Source organism: Ensifer sp. ENS07 (genome assembly GCF_014852185.1).
Taxonomy (GTDB): Bacteria; Pseudomonadota; Alphaproteobacteria; order Rhizobiales; family Rhizobiaceae; genus Ensifer; species Ensifer adhaerens.
The window spans coordinates 281,080-298,632 of the sequence record NZ_JACVBE010000003.1; the positions used below are offsets into that span (position 1 = coordinate 281,080).

Genomic DNA, 17,553 nt, shown 5'->3' on the forward strand with positions numbered 1-17,553 from the left:
CGAAAGTCCGAACCGCTGCGTCCGGCCTGGCCGTCGCCAACCGGAACAGAAGTCCCGGACGCTGACGCCTGCCAAGGCGGACGACCGCATGCCCACAGAACATGTGCGTCCCGTGGACATCGGAACCCCGAGCGCCGAGCGGCACGTCGGGGTGCGGGCGGCGGTAGCCAATCTTCGCCGCTTTGATTGTCCGATGAACCTCCTGCCATGAACCGAGTTCGGCGGGCACCTTCCCATTCTTCCATAGACGGGAAACGCACCCTTCCTCGAGAGCCGGCAGGACGTCCTTTATTCCAGCCAGACGAGCAATGCCACGTCTGGCTATCTCTGCGGCCGACGCGCAGGCGTCGGGGGCTTCGTATGCGAGGTTCCGATGGTCGAGGAATACCCCGCCCAGACCTCAAGCACGTCGATCCCGGCAAGACGGGCGCGACGCTGCAGCACACGGTCGTCCGAGTCGCGCTGTTGCGTCGGCGGCGCGGGGCTGCCAATGCAAGCCAACCTTCGCCGCTTTGTCGTTGACAGCGTGTCGTATAGTAATTACGTTTCACACTATAGTGGGAAATCGAGTTGCGGAGGTACGAGAGTCCAACTCATGTCAAGCGGCGAATTACCAACCTTTCTGGACCTGCCCCATCGCACGGCGAAACCGCGAAAGAGCGGGATTACCCATGTTCTCGACAAGGGCTGCACGCTTCAAATGACGGAGGGCGTTCTGTCGTCCGCCGCCGATATTATCGATGTATGGAAGTTCGGTTTTGGAACGTCCTATGTGGATCCCTCGGCGCGTGCGAAAATTGCTGCTCTTCAGGCCGCACGGGTGAAATGCTGCACCGGTGGCACATTGCTGGAGGTCGCGTGGCTGCAGCAACGCACTGAGGAATTCTTTCACTTTGCACGAGACATGGGTTTCGACTGTGTGGAAGTTTCGGATGGCGTCACGGACATGCTTCCCTCAGCCAAGCAGGATCTGATTTCGCGTGCCCGTCGCTTTGGGTTTGAAGTGATGTCAGAAGTCGGAAGCAAGGATCCTGACAAGCTAATGCTTCCCACCGAATGGATATCGCAAATCGACGCCGATGTGGCTGCCGGGGCAGAATGGATCGTCGTCGAGGGAAGAGAAAGTGGAACCGTCGGCCTCTATGACGATGACGGGAAAGTCCGCCACCACTTGCTGAGCGTACTAACGCGAAGTCCGCATGCCGATCGGTTGATTTACGAAACGCCACAGCGGGCTCAACAGGCCTTCCTCATACGCCTATTCGGTGCCGAAGTTAGTCTTGGCAACATCTTGATCGACGAGGTTATGAGCCTCGAAACCCTCCGGAGGGGGCTCCGTGCCGACACCATCGCAATCCTCCCAGAAACAATCGCCACCAATGGCGAACTCGGCTTCAATTTTCAAATTTGATCCGTCCGCTGCCAATATCATGCCGACCCGCTACCGGCAGGTGGCGATCAGCACGGATGTTGAAAGCCTGGATACCTCCTGGCTCGAACAGCACTTTGCGGGCCGCGAAGCATATATGCGGACCCGATTTATCGTTGCACGACGCGGGCAAGATACCGCACTGGTGGAGGTCGCCCGTCCGGATAGCTCAGCGTTGTTTTCTGACGTTGAACGGGTTCGTGTCCTAGCTACACCTGACATGTGCCGATACGTAGTCGCTCCAGAGGTCGATACGGCAGTGCCCTCCCAGATGGCGCTAGTGGCCATGGAACAGCCCGAGACGCCCTGCACAATCGTCGAGGGGGCCTACTCGCATGTCAGCTTCCTTTTGAATCCGCAACCGCTTCAGCTTCACGTCTTCGATATCGTGCCTCCATTTCCCTCGAAGTTGCTGGACCAGGTGCAGCGTGTGCTTGCTGTGGCTGAAGACCTCCCTCCCATCGTGCCGGTGCCAACCTTCGTCGACAGTCGAGGGGAGCTTGAACGCGCGTGCGCTTCCTTGCCGTCGGATGTGCTTGTTCCGTGCCGAGGTTCGGGAATCGAGTTCGCCGACACGAAGGTCTCCTATCTGGACGAAAGGCCGCCGGAGGCCGATTGGATATTACTAGGCTGTGAACGCTCGCAGCAAATTCACCGCTGGTTCTACGGCTCTCGAGCTAACGTGGTGGACATCTGCCCGACAAATTTCCTGAGCACGTCGCGTGACGGCTCCCAGACCATTACACGCTGCTGTCTTATTCAGGAGGGCGTGGAGACGCGCCCACAAGGGATTTACGTCCCGTGGGGTGCCTCACTTGCAGAGGTTCGCCAGGGTATCGAAAGGGTGGTGGAGAGCGTTGGCGTACCATGGACGCGCACATGATCAGTTCGAGAATTTTTGGGCACCTCTGGTCGACTCCCGAGAGCCAGGCAATTTTCGGCGAACAAGCTCGCGTCGAACGTTGGCTTGATGTCATCATTGCCCTCGCGGAGGCCCAGGCGGAATGCGGAATCATCCCGCGGGCGGCAGCCGCGGATATCTCCGCGCTTCGCGGCACGGAACTGCCGATCGAAAAGATTGCAGAGCGAACCCGCAGCACCGGTCATTCGACCCTCGGCTTAATTCTGACCTTGCGTGAACTCCTGCCACCGACTGCCGCGGAATATGTCTACTACGGTGCGACCGTACAGGACATCACAGACACTTCCCAGTCATTGGAAGTCCGTTCCGTAGGCTCATTGTTGTGGCGAGATCTACGTCATATCGAGGAGATGCTGCTCGCGCTGGCCAGTGAGCATCGGGAAACTCCGATGGCCGGGCGGACGCATGGCCAGATTGGATCTCCGATCTCCTTTGGCTTCAAAGCTGCTTCGTGGGCGGACGAGATCGGACGCCATATTGAACGCCTTAGCGAGGGGCGCGACCGCTGGCTTGTTGGTCAACTCGCGGGCGCTGTGGGGACGCTCGGCTTCTTCGATGAGTTGGGGCTGGCGTTGAGATCGGCCTTTTTCCAGCGACTATCATTGGGCGAGCCTGCAATTTCCTGGCTCTCGGCCCGCGATCGCATCGTGGAGTTCGCGCATGTCATTGCGACCGCGGCGACGAGCCTCGCGCGGATCGGGAACGAGGTTTACACATTGCAGCGTCAAGAGATCGGCGAGTTACGCGAGCGTGCATCTCCGTCTACCGTCGGCAGCATCACAATGCCGCATAAACGAAATCCTGAACGTAGCGAGCAGATCGTGACTCTCGCGCAGGCCGCCCGCGCGCAGGCGGGTGTCCTTGCTGACGCCATGGTCCACGAACACGAGCGCGACGGGCGAACATGGAAAGTGGAGTGGGCTGCATTTCCGGCACTCGGTCACTATGTGTTGTCGGCGGCCTCGTTGTCCAAGGCCCTGCTGTCCGGTCTTGAAGTGGATGCTGCCGCCATGGCGCGGAATCTCGCGATGGTTTCGGCCTCTGAACATCTGCTCAGCGTGATGGCAACCCGCATAGGAAAGCATCAGGCCCAGGAGTTGTTGCAGCGGGCTTTTCTCGCAGCAAAAGAAAATGGCGTCTCGCTTCACTCCGTGCTTGCGGAGAAAGCGAGCAAAGAAGAGCTCGCTCTGCTTTCCAGCGTAAAACTCGGATCGTCAGCAAAAATGGTTGATACGGTCGTTGAGTGTGCCCGGCGTAGAAGATCATTCGAGCCGGAGACTTGGCAATGATTGGAGCTGCTCGACTCGAGCTTGGGACATTCCCAACGCCATTTACGCCGTGCCCTGTTTTGGGTTCGCAGCTCGGGGTGGCGGACTTGTGGATCAAGCGGGACGACCTCACAGGCTTCTCGTGGAGCGGGAACAAGGTCCGTACCATAGAATATCTCCTTGGAGATGCCATCGTCCAGGCTGCGGATACGGTTATAGTATCTGGCGGACCCACCTCCAATTTTGCCGCGCTTATGGCTGTCGCCTGCGCGAAGCATGATATCCAGATGCACCAGGTGAGCTACGGTACGCCGCCGGAAACAGATCCGACAGCTTTGGCCGTTGGACGAGCCGCCGGTGCCACACTCCACTTTACTGGTTCGCTGGAGCGCGCCAGCATGGAGGAAGTCGCAGAAAAGCACGCCCAAGCGCTTAGAGGGGCGCGGCGTAGGCCGTACCTTGTGCCTCGCGGGGGAGCTACGACTGTAGGTGCCCTTGGCTACGCGCACGCGGCCGGGGAATTTCTCTGCCAACTCGATCAGGTCGGTTGCGACGCCGTTACGATCGTAATTCCAGTCGGTTCGGGAGGTAGCATCGCGGGGTTGTTGGCTGGATTGACTTATCAGTTCGCGCCAATTCATCTCACTCGCGCGATCGATGTCGAGGTAGTCGGCGTTAGCGTATCACGGTCGCCAGAGAATCTCCGAGATTCAATAGCTGCGAAAGCCGAGGCGTGCGGCGCAGGGCTGCCTAAACTGCGGTCCGTATCATGCCGCTGGAGTTTAACTGATGGCCGGGGAGTGGGGTTCGCCTGCCACGACGAGCACGAGGCAACCCAGATGGATGCTCTGATGCTGCGCACCGGACTTCTTGTAGACCCGACCTATAACGGCAAAGCCATGCTTTGGCTCCGGCGGTCGCCCGTAAAGCCGGATGGTCCGGTTGTTTACTGGCACACAGGCGGAGCCTTGGGCGTAGCCGATCAACTGCGAAAAGCTGCGGCCAAACAACGGCGTCTGCAGCCTTGAAAAGGAAGTGACTTTGACATTGCACCGTTCCGACCTTCACCGTCGCCACGAGGGCCCTTCGGCCGACAGTCCGGCGCGGGAATTGATCGATGCCGGCTTTGGTTGGGAAATCGCCGACGCCGATATCCTTCACCATGGCTTGAACTTGGCCGACGTGGGTCATGTTCTCGATCTCCATTATCGCAAGATTATATCCGACGATGTCGCTGGCCAGCTGCTTGGTGTGCTCGCCGATATGCATTGGACCGACCCGGCCGACTTTCCCTACGATCCGGAGTTCGGAGAAGCATACAATTCGAGAGAGCGGTATTTCGCCGCGCGGATCGGCGACGCTGCTGGCTGGCTTCATGCCGGGCGGCCGCGCCGGGAGGCTGCAAGAGTCGCGTTTCGCATAGTTTTGAGGCGGTTGATCGCCGAATTGCTTGCATCGGCGGCGGGTTTCGCCAGCAAAACATGTAATATGGCCGTTAAACACCGCGAAACGTTCATGGCCGACCAGACCTATCTTCAACAAGCTCAACCTTCAACACTAGGTCACTACCTCCTCGGTTTCGTCCCGTCGGCGTTGCGTGATGCCGAGCGACTGAAAGTAGCTCTCGCCCAGGTGAACCAGAGTCCAGGCGGCGCCGGTTGCGTTAACGGGAGCCGTCTCCTACAGGATCGCAATTACATTTCTGACTTGTTAGGTTTCGAAGGAGTCATAGAGCACACACGCGACGCGATGTGGCAGGTCGATACGTTCGTTGATGCGCTATCGACAGGCGTGAGCCTGATCTCCAATCAGTCCAAACTCGCTGAAGACCTCGAGATTTGGTCGAGCCAGGAGTTCAACTACGTTGACCTCGCGGGCCCGTTTACGCGATCATCGGTACTTATGCCGCAGAAACGGAATCCCTATGCCTTGACCATCCTACGCGGTGGCAATGGGGTTCTCGTGGGTAGACTGACTGGACTTTTGGCGGTCGTGAAAACTCCGTCGGCGCGGAGCGACAATCTGATATTCGCGTACGGAGAAGTCCCCCGTGCTTTGAGCTATGCTCGAAAGCTCAGCGATCTTGCCGCTGGCGTCGTAGAAACGCTCGCGGTCAACGAAGGCCGCTTGTGGACGATGCTGGAAAGCGGATTCAGCCAGGCGACCGACCTAGCGGAACACATTATGCTGGAATGCGGTATCGATTATCGGACCGCCTACAGGATCGTCGGCGACGTGGTGAAAACTGCGAGTAAGAATGGCCAACGAGGTGTCGACATAGATCCTGCCGCGATTTCAACGTCCGCCCAGAGAGTAGCGGGATTGAACCTTTCACTTGACGCGAACAAACTTGCTGACGCGCTTAATCCCAGGAACATTGTGGCGAGCCGCTCGTCCGCAGGGGGGGCCGCACCCTCCGTCGTGACCGCGATGGCCGAACGTTACGGCGAAGAAGCCACAATTTTGGCCTCTCATGCCGCTCGTGAATTGGCGCGCTTCGATGACGCCGAACACAAACTGTGGGAGAGAGCGGAAGGGGTACGCGCGGCTAAGCGACGTTAAAAACATCCTAGCGTGTGGGACGCCATCCAGGAGCGTGGTCGAACTCTGCCACGTTCCTTAATCGCTGTCGCGGAACGCTACCCAAATGAGTTCGGCGGCAGTGTCGGTCCGATTTTCCCAATGGTGGGGCAGTGTGCCGCTAAACTGCAGAGTATCGCCGGCCGCCAATATGTATTCCCGGCCGTTCACGCGGAATAGAACTTCGCCGACCGTGACGTATACCAGTTCTTCGCCCGTGTGTTTTAGAACTTTTTCTCCACTCGTGGCTCCCGGCGCCATGCGGGCGACCGCCGCTGCTGTGCGAAACTGCTTATATGAGCCGGTGATAGCCGACAGGCTGAGCCCCTTATGAGGTGTGTATACGGGGCGCCCCTTCTCCGCGGCAGTGTAATGGACTGGTTCGGGTGCGCCCTCGTCCTCCTCGACGAAGTACCCAACGGACACGCCAAACGCCGTTGCAAGCTTGAGCAACGTCGTGATCGTGGGCGCCATGCCGCTACGCTCAATTTTATGGATGGCTCCCGCAGAGACATCGCTGATCTCTGCCAGTTGCTGTAGAGACATCCCTCTCGCCCGCCGGAGGTTTGCAACTTTCTCGCCGACCAAGCTGACGATCGCCTCTACACGCTGCGGAGCGCCCCTGCCGGTTGAAGCAACCATGTCTGGTTTCAGCTCCGGTGCCTTCTTCGTCTGCTTAGCCAACCCTTACTCCCCTGCGTGACGTCGATTGTCCATTCAAGAACACTTCGAATGGTGGCTCTTTGCGAACTGATTTACGTGAAAAGGACACGCAAAGAAAGACGAGCGAAAAATTGGAACGGCTGCAGAGCATTAGACGCGAGAACTGCATGAAATTCTTTCGACCGCGTGGCTAAGTTAAGAACTAGCCGAGTCTGACAACGCCTCAATGCGCTTGCGCATCTCCAGCTTACAAGCAAGAAATTCTTCTTGTGAGTGAAATTCCTTCCACTCGTCAACTTCGGGCAGGTCCTCTATCTCGCCTGTTGTGGCATCGACTTTCACGATAGTAACGACGTAAATCGGTGTCCCGTTCAGCCCGTCGGGCTGAGTCATCGAAACAACCGCCCATCCACTAACAAGGTGCATTTCGGTGCTTCGATATGGCGAATTAAGGCCCGAAGTTGGATCGCCAGCCTCATCAAGTATGACCCACGTGCACTGAGTTTTTCGTGCTTGCAGGACTCGTTGGCGTACCAAGCGGCCGGCTTCGAGACGATTGATCTCGCGGGCGCGGATGGAAAAAGCAGCGCCAAGCACTTTCTCCTCACGGTAGGAGGGGTCCTGATTTGCCGTGGGCATACCGACTCCGTCGCGGAGTGCTTCGGGCCATGCAGCCGCAAGTCCTTCAAGCGATTCTATCTTCCCCAAGTTAGCCGCGAAGCCACGAACCGTCGTCAAAAGGTGTTCGTAGCGAGCAGCATCCGAAAGCGCTCCTTCGTAGAGTTGGCGTTCCAGTTCCGCCCACCGGGCGCACAATGGGACCAGGGGCTTTTGCCGTTCGACAGCCGAGTTTTTAATTCCATCTGTCGATGTTTGCATTTGCGCGCTTTCCATTGATTGACAAGCGGATCATTTGCCGCATAAGAAATTTACAATCACTATACGACACGGCATTTCGGCGGGTCAAGGGATGTGCGGGGGCAAGCTACGGCCTGGTTCATTCGATCTGGCGGCGACGGCCCACAGATGAATCTCGGCCGAACTCGGGAATGCCGCTGCAGGTATCAGTGATCGAAGCAGATCACAGCTTAGGGTGAGCCGATGCACGTGAACTTGATTGTCATTTCTGGGGGAGCGTGTTGGGAAAGGTCTCCCTGCAGGTCCTTTGCGACAGAAGTTCGGTATTTTCAGCGCACAAGCCACGCTGACGCACCAGTAACGCTGCGCACAGGTCAGGATCTGGGATGATCCGCCGCCACGTCCTTCGTAGTGATGTATACAAGGATAGCGTCCGCCTCCTTGAGGCAGCCCGAGCGATGCGGGAACATGAGGGGGTTTCTTGGGCCACCGCGATCATGGCGACGGCGGCCAACACGGCGTCATTAACCACCCGCGGGTTTCTCATTGAAGTCTCTCGTTCGACTGCAAACGACCTCATCCTCGCGGTTTGCGCGCATAGCGAGGCGGCCGCGGACGAAGCTTTGGAAAAGGCCACAGCTCTCCTGTTCAGCGCAAGCGACCAACAGGACTGCGTAAATTCCGAGCTGCCGACCGATATTCTTTCAGCGCGAGCAGCGCGCCCCACAGCCAACCTTGCGGTGATCTCTGTGCCCGGGGAGTACGCGACGCTTGAGGCCGAGAAGGCCTTGAGCGCAGGCCTTCATGTATTCCTGTTTAGCGACAACGTTCCTGTCGCCGATGAGATCGCATTAAAGCGCCGTGCGGCAGAAGTGGGGCGCCTTATGATGGGACCAGGAGCGGGTACCGCGCTGCTTGCGGGAGCCGGCCTCGGATTTGCCAATCGCCTATCACAAGGGCCTGTCGGGATTGTCGCGGCATCCGGTACGGGCGCTCAAGAGGTGGCGACCCTCCTTGATCGGTGCGGCGTCGGCATCTCTCACATCATCGGCGTTGGGGGACGAGATATGTCCACCGAAGTTGGTGGGCTGGGAACAGAGGCTGCTCTTCGCGCTCTTGACGCCGATGATGGCACTCGGGCGATTCTGCTTGTGTCGAAACCTGGTGCCAGGGAAGTCGCCCAGCGGCTTTTGCAGATACCGGGAAAGCCGATGGTAGCCGCCTTGATAGGCTCGGAGCGCCCAGTAGCGCCGCACAGGCAGGGTGTCACCATATGTGATACCTTGGAAGCGGGCGCGGTGGAAATGTTGCGCATCCTGGGTAAAGCGCGCCCGGATGCTGAAGCGTCGTTTCTTGACGCCCTTGTCGCGGCAGTCGCGAAACTCACGGCAACCCGAACCCGGCTTGTCGGGCTCTTCAGCGGCGGTACTCTGTGCTACGAGGCCATGATCGTAGCCTCCCGGCTCCTCGGTCCCATCCATTCGAATATCCCAATCGATACGCGCTGGTCCTTGAAAGAAGCAGGTCTCGGCTCACATGTCTGCATCGATCTCGGCGAAGAGGAATATACGAAGGGGAGTCCTCATCCGGTGATAGATGCAGCAGCTCGGTTGGATCTTCTTGAGCGTCAGGCCAGCGATCCTACTGTCGCAGTAATATTGCTTGATGTCATACTGGGCGATGGCGCGCACCCCGATCCCGCGGGGGTGCTAGCGCCTGCCGCCGATCGGGTAGTGCGCTCCGGCGCTGCAATTGTCGTCCATCTGGTTGGGACTGCGAGGGATCCCCAGGATCTCCTGACGCAACGCCAGCGCTTTCAAGATGTCGGCTGCATCGTCGCGGTAAGCGCCGCGCACGCAGCGCTTGCCGGAGCGGCCATCGTGCTGCGGGACCCGACGGTTGTCCTACCTCAAATGCGTCTACCTTCCGACATCGTTTCGCAGCAGACCGGCGCCACATTACTTCCCTCCCTCTAACTCGGTTGAATACCATGATGTCAAATCCTTCCTTATCCGGCCGTTCGCCTCGTATCGCGCTCACGACCTACTCCACCAAACCCCGGGGTGGGGTGGTTCATACGCTGGAGTTGGCGGAGGCACTGCAATCCGCAGGCATGGCGGTGACGGTGATAGCTATGGGTGAACCAGGGGCGCTGTTCAGAGAAGTCAGCGTTCCCGTGAGGATGATTGCTCCGCCGGGTCAGTTCGAGACATTGGAAGAGCGGGTATTCAATTGGATCGACGCGATGACCTCCGGTCTGCATGAAATGCGAGATGAATTTGACATCGTTCACAGCCAAGATTGCATTTCGGCTCGTGCCGCGGCCCGAGTCAGGGACGCGGGAGCGCCCTTTAAACTCGTACGGACCGTCCACCATGTGGACGATTTTACCACCCAAGCGCTGATAGATTGTCAGCGAAACGCGATTTTGGAACCGGATCGTGCACTCGTAGTTAGCAAGTCTTGGCAGGACCGCCTGCTCGACGAGTACGGCGTTACGGCGTCGATCGTCTACAACGGGGTCAAGCCCGAGCGCTTCAGGACGACGCTGACAGCTGAGCGCCGTGCCGAGTTGCGCCGCAGCATTGGCTCGGAAAACCGCTTTCTGTATCTCACTATCGGCGGTATCGAGCCACGCAAAGGCAGCGAATATCTGATGAAGGCCATGGCCAAACTCAAAGCCGAAAGACCGAAGCCGCCCCTCCTTGCGGTAATCGGCGGGCACTCCTTCCAAGATTATCGCGATTATCGTGATCGGGTTTTGGGGTCGCTCCCCGAGATGGGACTGGAGTTGGGTAAGGATGTCGTCCTTCTAAACACTGTTTCGCAAACGGAATTGGTTGACTGGCTTGCGGCTGCCGACGGCTTTGTCTTTCCATCAACGAAGGAAGGCTGGGGCTTGGTGATTATGGAGGCTGCCGCGGCCGGCTTGCCGGTCGTAGCGTCGGACATCGACGTCTTTCGCGAGTTCCTGGTTGCCGACCAGCACGCCATTCTGACATCGACCGGAAACGTAGACTCGCTTGCCTCGGGAATGGCTCGCCTGCTGGATGAACCGGAGACCGCGATCCGTCTTGCGCAGAACGGACACCACCTGGTGGCCGATTTCAGCTGGAAGGCTACTGCCGACGAGCATATCCGTATCTACAACGAAGTTATCCGCGTGTAATTCGCCACACCGCGACGACGGGGAATTGTGGGTTCGCTCCTCTGCTGGATGCCCACTCTTCCCCGCCCGCGAAATGGCGATGCCGTAATTCGCACGGCGCTGCGGCGCGGTGCGAAAGCTCATTCCCATCCCATTAGTGCCGCACCGCCGCCGGTCGCAGCCCTTCTTGGCTTGCGCTGCAAATAAGCGGAATGCGTCCAGGATTCACTCGACTTCGGAGCCACGCCTACTTCCCGCGATGGTCGCAGAAACACAGCTTCACACGCCTTGACGGGATGAAGAAAGCCATCTACTTTCCGATAAATTCATTTCCTATACGATATGCAACAGGGAGGGTGACGGTGTGAAAATTGTTGTCATTGGAGGAGGCGCAGCTGGCTTAGGAGCAGCCGGTGCCGCGCAGGGCGTGGATCCCTTGGCGAAAATCGTCAGCTATACGAAATTCGAAGATGTCGCTTACAGCCCCTGCGGAATTCCATTCGTTCACGGAAAGGAAATCGAGTCCTTCGACCGACTGTTCCTTGCGACAAAGCAGCAATACGCGGACCAAGGCATCGATATCCACTACACAACTACGGTGGACAGTGTTGACGTAAAGCGCCGTATCCTCAAGGTGGCGGGCGAAGGTGAGGTCAAATACGATCGCCTGATTTTTGCGACTGGCTGGAACTATGAGGATCCCGGTCTACCTGGCGGCGACCTCCGCGGCATCTACCGCGTTAAGAATATTCGCGAGGCCGCCGAGTGGGACAAGTATATCGACGGCGTCAAATCCGCTGTCGTCGTGGAGTGCGGACCAATAGCCGTAGAGATGGTGTCCGCCCTCACGCATCGCGGCATTAAGGTGACCGTCGTCGATCCGGCGCCGTGGCCAATGGCGAACGTTGTCGACCCTGACATTATCGAGCCCGTTCGGAAATCGTGGGAGGATAGCGGCGTCACGACGATGTGGGGCGACCGCGTAACCTCGTTCGGCGGCAACGGAACGCTTACGCATGTCGAAACTACCGCGGGTAGGATCGAGGCGCAGCTCGCCATTATCGGCACGAGGAAGGTGCCGAACACTTCTCTCGCTAAGGCTGCAGGTTTGGCGCTTGGCGCTACCGGCGGCATCGCGGTCGACGCGCGCATGCGCACCTCGGTTCCGGACGTTTTCGCCGCCGGAGACTGCATCGAGATACCACACGGCGTGACGCAGGTTCCACTGCAGGGCCTTTCGGGAAGTCATGCGTACGCACAGGGCAAGACCGCAGGCATCAATGCGGCCGGAGGTCATCGCGAGTATCACCCCGTGTACGTACCATGGGCGATGCTCGCGGGAGACTGGATGATTGGAGGCATTTCCTTTGGTGAAACGACTGCGACAGCCCTCGGGGTAAAGTTCGTGAGCGGCACGTCAAAGGGTATCACACGAGCGCGCTACTACCCCGGCGTAAGACCAATCACAGTCAAGCTACTCGCTGACCCGACCTCTCGTTGCCTCATTGGGGCGCAAATCGTCGGAGGAGAGGGTGTGAAAGAGCGTGCAGATTTCCTCGGCGTGGCTATCCGCTCGGGGATCTCGATCGATGATCTCGCCTCGATGGAGAACGTGTATTCGCCTGCGATCGGCGCCTTGAACGAACCTATTGCGATGGCTGCCCAGGCAGTTCAGCAGAATTTCCGGAGGTACTGACATGTCCTTCGTGCAATGGCTCCGTTCCAACTCGGAACGTTATCTCCTCGCCGCTGCGCAGGAGAGAGTGGCAAAAAAACAGGGTATGAAGCTGCGCGTAAAGCCGCGAGGCCTCAAAGATTATTTTTGGCGCTATGTTTTCGTGCCGATTTACTTCGTCATGCCCGACGGTCTCCGGCGTGCCGTTTTCCGCGCTCTGCCCGGAAGCCATCGTCGCGTTTGGCCGAAACAGGCCGACCGCCCACGTCGAGCCCACGACTTCCCTATTTCCAACTCGTAATCCCAGCCTTCCGAGCGTGATGCGATCATTGCGCTGGATGCAAGACATATAACGGAGGAGAAGTAATGCCAAAAACAGTAACGATTCCCGCGCCTCAGGCCGGTGACATCCTTTTCAACACGGAAGAGAAGGTGTTCCCGGATCACAAGGCGAATCCGGGAGACAAGGCATACATTTTTATGCACACCGTGCCGTTCGAAGGGTCTGTTGGCCTCGTGAACATGCTGACTGCAACTCGACTGCAGCGAAAGGGCTTTGATCTGTCCTTCGTTCTCTATGGTCCTGGCGTTCTCATGGCGTCTGCGGCGCGCGGTTACCCGGCGGTCGGCGCAGAGGGGTTCCCAGGGAATCTCGCGTACAATCGACAGCTCAAAACGCTCATGGACGAGGGTGCTAAGATTTACTCGTGCCGTTTCGCCATGGGGGCGCTCTACGGCATGCGTGAGGATGACCTTATTCCGGGAGTCATTCCAGTGAATCCGCTCGATATCCTGGATCTGACGATCCAAGCATGGCGGGATCGTGCGCTCGTCATGACGACTTGGACAATATAAGAATTGGACTGAACCTGCCCTTTCGGAGAAATGCAGCAATTCTTGATAGGTTGCTGCATTTCTGTTTGGCGGGAATATTCAGACGATGCTCGTGATGAAGTCTCGTGTGTCGCTCCCTCGGGGTAGCTGCTAGATGGTTCGACGGGCACGTGGGACAAGTAGTAAAGGGTGCAGCTTGGCACATAGGAGATCGGAACAATGACGCCCGTTGGAGCTGGTGTATTCGTTCAGCTTCCTAAGCGCGCGGACGTCATCAATGTGGGCCTACCCCTGTTCGAAGACTCCCTAAAAGCCCAGTCGGTAGCTGTCGTAGGAACTGAATGGCGGATCCCGGGCCGCGGGAAAGAGTCCGTCGTTGCGGCACTCGCACGGTTGTGGGGGCCTAAGTCCAAACTGATCGAAACCGCGAACGCGGAGGTTTTATCGAGGCTCAACCGTGGCCGACCGATGCTTCGGGCTATAGAGCGAGCCGGCGCGGTGATTCCTGAGATGAGCGAACGGACGCTCCTTCACTGCGGTCCGGCGATTAGGTGGTCGGAGATGTGCGATCCTCTTCGCCGGTCTTTGACGGCGGCTGTGGTGGTTGAGGGGTGGGCGCAAAATGCCGAAGACGCGGCTTGCCTGCTGGCAGCCGACTCAGTGGAATTGAAACCAGCAAACGAGCATTCCGTTGTTTTGCCGATGGCGACCGTGATCGGTCCCTCCACGCCCGTCTACGTGGTTGAAAATGATATCGGCAGCACCCGAGCCTACTCGAGCATCAACCAGGGCGCTGGGGCGGTCCAATGGTTCGGAGTCAACAGCGCAGCGGCGGTCGAGCGCCTTGCGTTCATTCGTGACACGATCGGTCCAATACTTGCGGAGACACTGCGGCGAAGCGGACCCATCGACATTCTCTCGCTCGTTGCGCAAGGGGTGTTGATGGGAGACGACGTCCATCTGCGGGTGCAAGCCACGACCAATTTGCTTCTCAAGGAGCTTCTGCCGTTTCTTGTGCAGAGTCAGCATGGCCGGCTAGCAGACGTCGCGGAGTTTTTAAGCCGAAACCATATGATGTTTCTTAACGTCGCGATGGCGGCCGCGAAGTCGCTCGTCGATGCTGCGGCCACGGTGCAAAACGCTAGTATCGTGACGACAATGGCAAGGAACGGCACATCGTACGGCATCCGCTTGGCAGGTGTAAGCGATCGGTGGTTTCTCGCCAGTGCGCCGTCGGTCCAAGATGCCCTCTACTATCCGGGCTTCGGTCCGGAAGTCAGTGCTCGAGACATAGGCGACAGCGCGGTTCTCGAGCTTGTTGGGCTAGGTGGCGCAGCCGCGGCGAACTCTCCGGCGGTCGCAGCCATTCTCGGTGGGCGAATGGCTGACGCAAGAAGCGCAACGGAACGCATGCGCCGCATCTGCGCTGGCGAAAGCACACGATTCCGGATGCCATTTCTCGAAAATGCGGGAACCCCGGTTGGTGTCGATGTCCGCCGGGTCGTCGAATTCTCGATCACGCCTGGCGTCAGTACCGGCATCATTCATGCGACTGACGGCGTTGGACAGATCGGAGCGGGCGTCGCCTGGGCACCCTTGAAATGCTTTACCGACGCCTTGCTCGAACTCGACGCGAGGATCGTGTGACCCAACGACCGGTCTTGTCCGCTATAAGCATTGGTGAAGGGCTAACCGAGGTTTTTACAGTTGCTTGGGGGGAGAGCCGCAAGGGAATAGTCGCAGGAAATTTCTCTTGCGGCTTCTATGTCCGCCTCGGAAAACTTTTCCTCGCATTTGGAGGACCGCAGCTACCCCCGGGGCCCATCCATGTAGTTGTTGAGGAGGCTCCACCGGCGCCCCCGGAGCGGTCTAGCGTGCATTTCTCACGCGATCTCATCGTGACCGCAACATCCGCCTTCCGATTGTCAGACGCCGAAGCATACCGGCCCACCCGGTACACGAGATCGGATTTTGTCGCGATGGCCCGGACACTCGCCGAAGCCGATAGCCTGGATGTTCCCCCGCACGATCTTACTCATATCTGGCACGACGTGGTCGAAGCGGTTATTTCCTCGAACCTTCATAAAGCAAGAATACTGCTGCAAGGCCTTGGAGCGGGACTTACACCATCAGGCGACGACGTACTGGCCGGAATTCTGCTCTTCTGGCACTGGGCAGACCCTCGCAGCGAAATGCCTGCGCAGGTGGCGGCAATAGCCGATACATGCGACCTGAGCCGCAGCTTTCTGTCCTGGGCGGCCCGGGGGCAGAGCATTAAGCCGATCCATGCACTCGTTGAATGCGCCGCCGGCCTTTCAAGTGCTAATACGCCCGCAGGATCAAGCCGCGCTGATTTCGAGCGACTTACGTCAGTCGTTCGATCCATCGGGAGCTCCTCGGGGGGAGCGATGTTGACCGGTCTTCGCTTGGCGGCCGTCGCGTGGCTACGTATAAATGGCTCGCCTTTGCCTTTCCCGACGATCTCACAGCCCGATCTCACCATCCTGGAGTTCGCAAGGTAAAAGGGGAACCGAGATGCCACGGTACGACGAGCGCCCTTTGACATCGAGGGATTTTGCAAATTTCGTAGCAGAGATTATGGCGGCCGGGTGTGATATCAGCGCCCTCGGCTACGACATAAGTCCTCCGACCGGTCTGGAGGGCGCGCGGCGTGCCATCACAAGGGAGACAGATGGACTACGTCTTCGGTTTCCGGGCGGTCCCCCGATTGAGTGAACACACCCGGCCTTGGAGGACCGTGCCTCCTCGTGGCACTTGATGAAACGTGTGTTTCCGACCCGCCCGAACCTCCATTATGATCTATGGCCATTCGGATTTTCGTATGGAATCCCATTCTTGCGGCTCGCCCAAGTCTGAATAGTGTTCGCGGCCTGATTCTGCTGGAATAATTTCACCGGCGTTTGACGGCGTGGAAGCTCTCGCGGTCTCATAGAAGCGTTGGTGGCTCGATTATGTTTCCGTGCACACCAACTCCATCCCATACCGTTGTTCCGACGAGGATTTGTTCCTCGATTGCCTCCGCCGAGTGCAATCGGCGGCGATCAGAACGGCCTATGCCAATGCGGTGAGGGCCGACGGCACGCGCGGGTCTTCTCGACAGCTGGGGGATCCACTGAGCCACGAAGCTCGGCATCTGGAAACGCAAGCTGACGCCGAACGGAACGGCCATCTTCGGCGGAAGAAGCGAGCTCGAACGCTGGCGGAATGGGCTGGTCTCGCCGGAAGAATGGAAGCGCAAGCGGCTGCATCCGTTCGTCAGTTTCGGTGATCGCCACCCGCGGCAACCAGAACGTCCACTTGCTCGACGAGACGACGATCGTCGTCAAGATCGGCCGCAAAGAAATCGGCGGCCGATCGGGAAAGACGGTGACGCACCGCGGTGCTCCATCTGGCGCGCATGACCGGAAACCGCGGGATCATCATGCGGCAGCTGGCCGACATCCGCGCCAACGCGGCGGAGCGGGACCGCATCAACGTCAGCTTTTCCATCAGCGACACCCATGTCAGCGTCACCTTCGACCCGACCGATCTGCCGCACCATCCGCAACGGCGTCGTCCCGTGGTGCCGATCAAGGGACGCTGCCTCGGCATCGATCTCAATCCGAACTGGGATCGGCATCGCCGCGGCGGCAAACACCAAAGGTCCAGGCTCCGTGAAAAGCACAAAGCTGCTGGACCACGCGTTGGTGAAGCTCGACCTGGACAAGGATGCATCGGCGGAGCTGGTGCGCGAGACGCTGGCGGCCGTCTGCGGCCGGGCGATCTCGATGGCGCGCAAACATCGCTGCGGCACCATCGTCTTGAAAAAGGGACTGGGCAAGTTGCAGTCGTGCGGCAGGGGCCGCTCCCTCAACCGGCTCCTGAACTACTGGGCAAGGACGGTGTTCGTGCAGATGCTGACACGTCGCGCCCGTCTTGCCGGCATAGACGTGCTCGAGGTCTCGGCGGGCTATAGCTCGGCCATCGGCAACCTCGCCTTCGATGCGCCCGATGCCTGCGCGTCGGCAACCGAGATCGCCAGACGGACCATTGCCCGTCTGGCCGGAATAAAGGGCGTCCTGCTGGCTCTCGAGGAAGGGTGCGTTTCCCGTCTATGGAAGAATGGGACGGTGCCCGCCGAACTCGGTTCATGGCAGGAGGTATCAAAGCGGCGAA

The 17,553-nt window shown here is 58.8% G+C and carries 15 protein-coding genes; 12 read left to right on the forward strand and 3 right to left on the reverse strand.

Translation table 11 applies throughout. The features are described from left to right. The first annotated feature begins 595 nt into the window (after window positions 1-595). The 5 genes from IB277_RS13975 to IB277_RS13995 are packed head-to-tail and all read left to right on the forward strand — an operon-like array spanning window position 596 to window position 6,181. Complete coding sequence (locus IB277_RS13975; protein ID WP_192371131.1) at window positions 596-1,411, forward strand: phosphosulfolactate synthase; 816 nt, start codon at window positions 596-598, stop codon at window positions 1,409-1,411. Beyond that, window positions 1,338-2,312, forward strand: coding sequence for a hypothetical protein (locus IB277_RS13980; protein ID WP_192371132.1), 975 nt, complete (start codon window positions 1,338-1,340; stop codon window positions 2,310-2,312). Before IB277_RS13975 ends, IB277_RS13980 begins: the two co-directional genes overlap by 74 nt. Continuing rightward, a complete protein-coding gene (locus tag IB277_RS13985; protein WP_210334501.1) occupies window positions 2,309-3,640 on the forward strand; it encodes an adenylosuccinate lyase family protein in 1,332 nt (443 codons plus the stop codon). The genes IB277_RS13980 and IB277_RS13985 overlap by 4 nt, the downstream gene beginning before the upstream one ends. Further along, window positions 3,637-4,647 (forward strand): pyridoxal-phosphate dependent enzyme, encoded by a 1,011-nt coding sequence (locus tag IB277_RS38880; RefSeq protein WP_192371134.1) that lies wholly within the window; start codon window positions 3,637-3,639, stop codon window positions 4,645-4,647. Before IB277_RS13985 ends, IB277_RS38880 begins: the two co-directional genes overlap by 4 nt. Window positions 4,648-4,660: 13 nt before the next feature. Next, entirely contained in the window at window positions 4,661-6,181 is a 1,521-nt protein-coding gene (locus IB277_RS13995; RefSeq protein WP_210339610.1) for an argininosuccinate lyase, read from the forward strand. Between the two features lie 57 nt (window positions 6,182-6,238). On the opposite strand, the gene IB277_RS14000 is transcribed toward IB277_RS13995, so the two are convergent. Next, on the reverse strand, window positions 6,239-6,883 hold the full coding sequence (locus tag IB277_RS14000) for a cupin domain-containing protein (protein ID WP_192371135.1): 645 nt from the start codon (window positions 6,881-6,883) through the stop codon (window positions 6,239-6,241). Between the two features lie 174 nt (window positions 6,884-7,057). Further along, on the reverse strand, window positions 7,058-7,741 hold the full coding sequence (locus IB277_RS14005; protein WP_192371136.1) for a hypothetical protein: 684 nt from the start codon (window positions 7,739-7,741) through the stop codon (window positions 7,058-7,060). Window positions 7,742-8,106: 365 nt separating this feature from the next. On the opposite strand from IB277_RS14005, the gene IB277_RS14010 reads away from it, so the two are divergent. From IB277_RS14010 to IB277_RS14040, 7 genes are all read left to right on the forward strand, one after another. Then, window positions 8,107-9,696: a protein FdrA gene (locus IB277_RS14010; protein WP_192371137.1), complete on the forward strand. Its 1,590-nt coding sequence runs from the start codon at window positions 8,107-8,109 to the stop codon at window positions 9,694-9,696. A gap of 17 nt (window positions 9,697-9,713) precedes the next feature. After that, the gene (locus tag IB277_RS14015) at window positions 9,714-10,889 is read left to right on the forward strand and encodes an MSMEG_0565 family glycosyltransferase (RefSeq protein WP_192494868.1); all 1,176 of its coding nucleotides are present in this window, start codon (window positions 9,714-9,716) and stop codon (window positions 10,887-10,889) included. Window positions 10,890-11,232: 343 nt separating this feature from the next. Then, the gene (locus IB277_RS38885) at window positions 11,233-12,564 is read left to right on the forward strand and encodes an FAD-dependent oxidoreductase (protein WP_192371139.1); all 1,332 of its coding nucleotides are present in this window, start codon (window positions 11,233-11,235) and stop codon (window positions 12,562-12,564) included. Between the two features lies 1 nt (window position 12,565). Continuing rightward, a complete protein-coding gene (locus IB277_RS14025; protein ID WP_192371140.1) occupies window positions 12,566-12,844 on the forward strand; it encodes a hypothetical protein in 279 nt (92 codons plus the stop codon). 65 nt (window positions 12,845-12,909) lie between these two features. Further along, entirely contained in the window at window positions 12,910-13,398 is a 489-nt protein-coding gene (locus IB277_RS14030) for an MSMEG_0572/Sll0783 family nitrogen starvation response protein (RefSeq protein ID WP_192371141.1), read from the forward strand. 540 nt (window positions 13,399-13,938) lie between these two features. Next, a complete protein-coding gene (locus tag IB277_RS14035; protein WP_210339611.1) occupies window positions 13,939-15,024 on the forward strand; it encodes a DUF1116 domain-containing protein in 1,086 nt (361 codons plus the stop codon). A gap of 332 nt (window positions 15,025-15,356) precedes the next feature. Continuing rightward, on the forward strand, window positions 15,357-15,899 hold the full coding sequence (locus tag IB277_RS14040; protein WP_192371143.1) for a DUF2877 domain-containing protein: 543 nt from the start codon (window positions 15,357-15,359) through the stop codon (window positions 15,897-15,899). 754 nt (window positions 15,900-16,653) lie between these two features. Here the strand turns inward: IB277_RS14040 and IB277_RS14045 are convergent. Then, complete coding sequence (locus IB277_RS14045; protein WP_192371144.1) at window positions 16,654-16,989, reverse strand: hypothetical protein; 336 nt, start codon at window positions 16,987-16,989, stop codon at window positions 16,654-16,656. Window positions 16,990-17,553 lie beyond the last annotated feature (564 nt).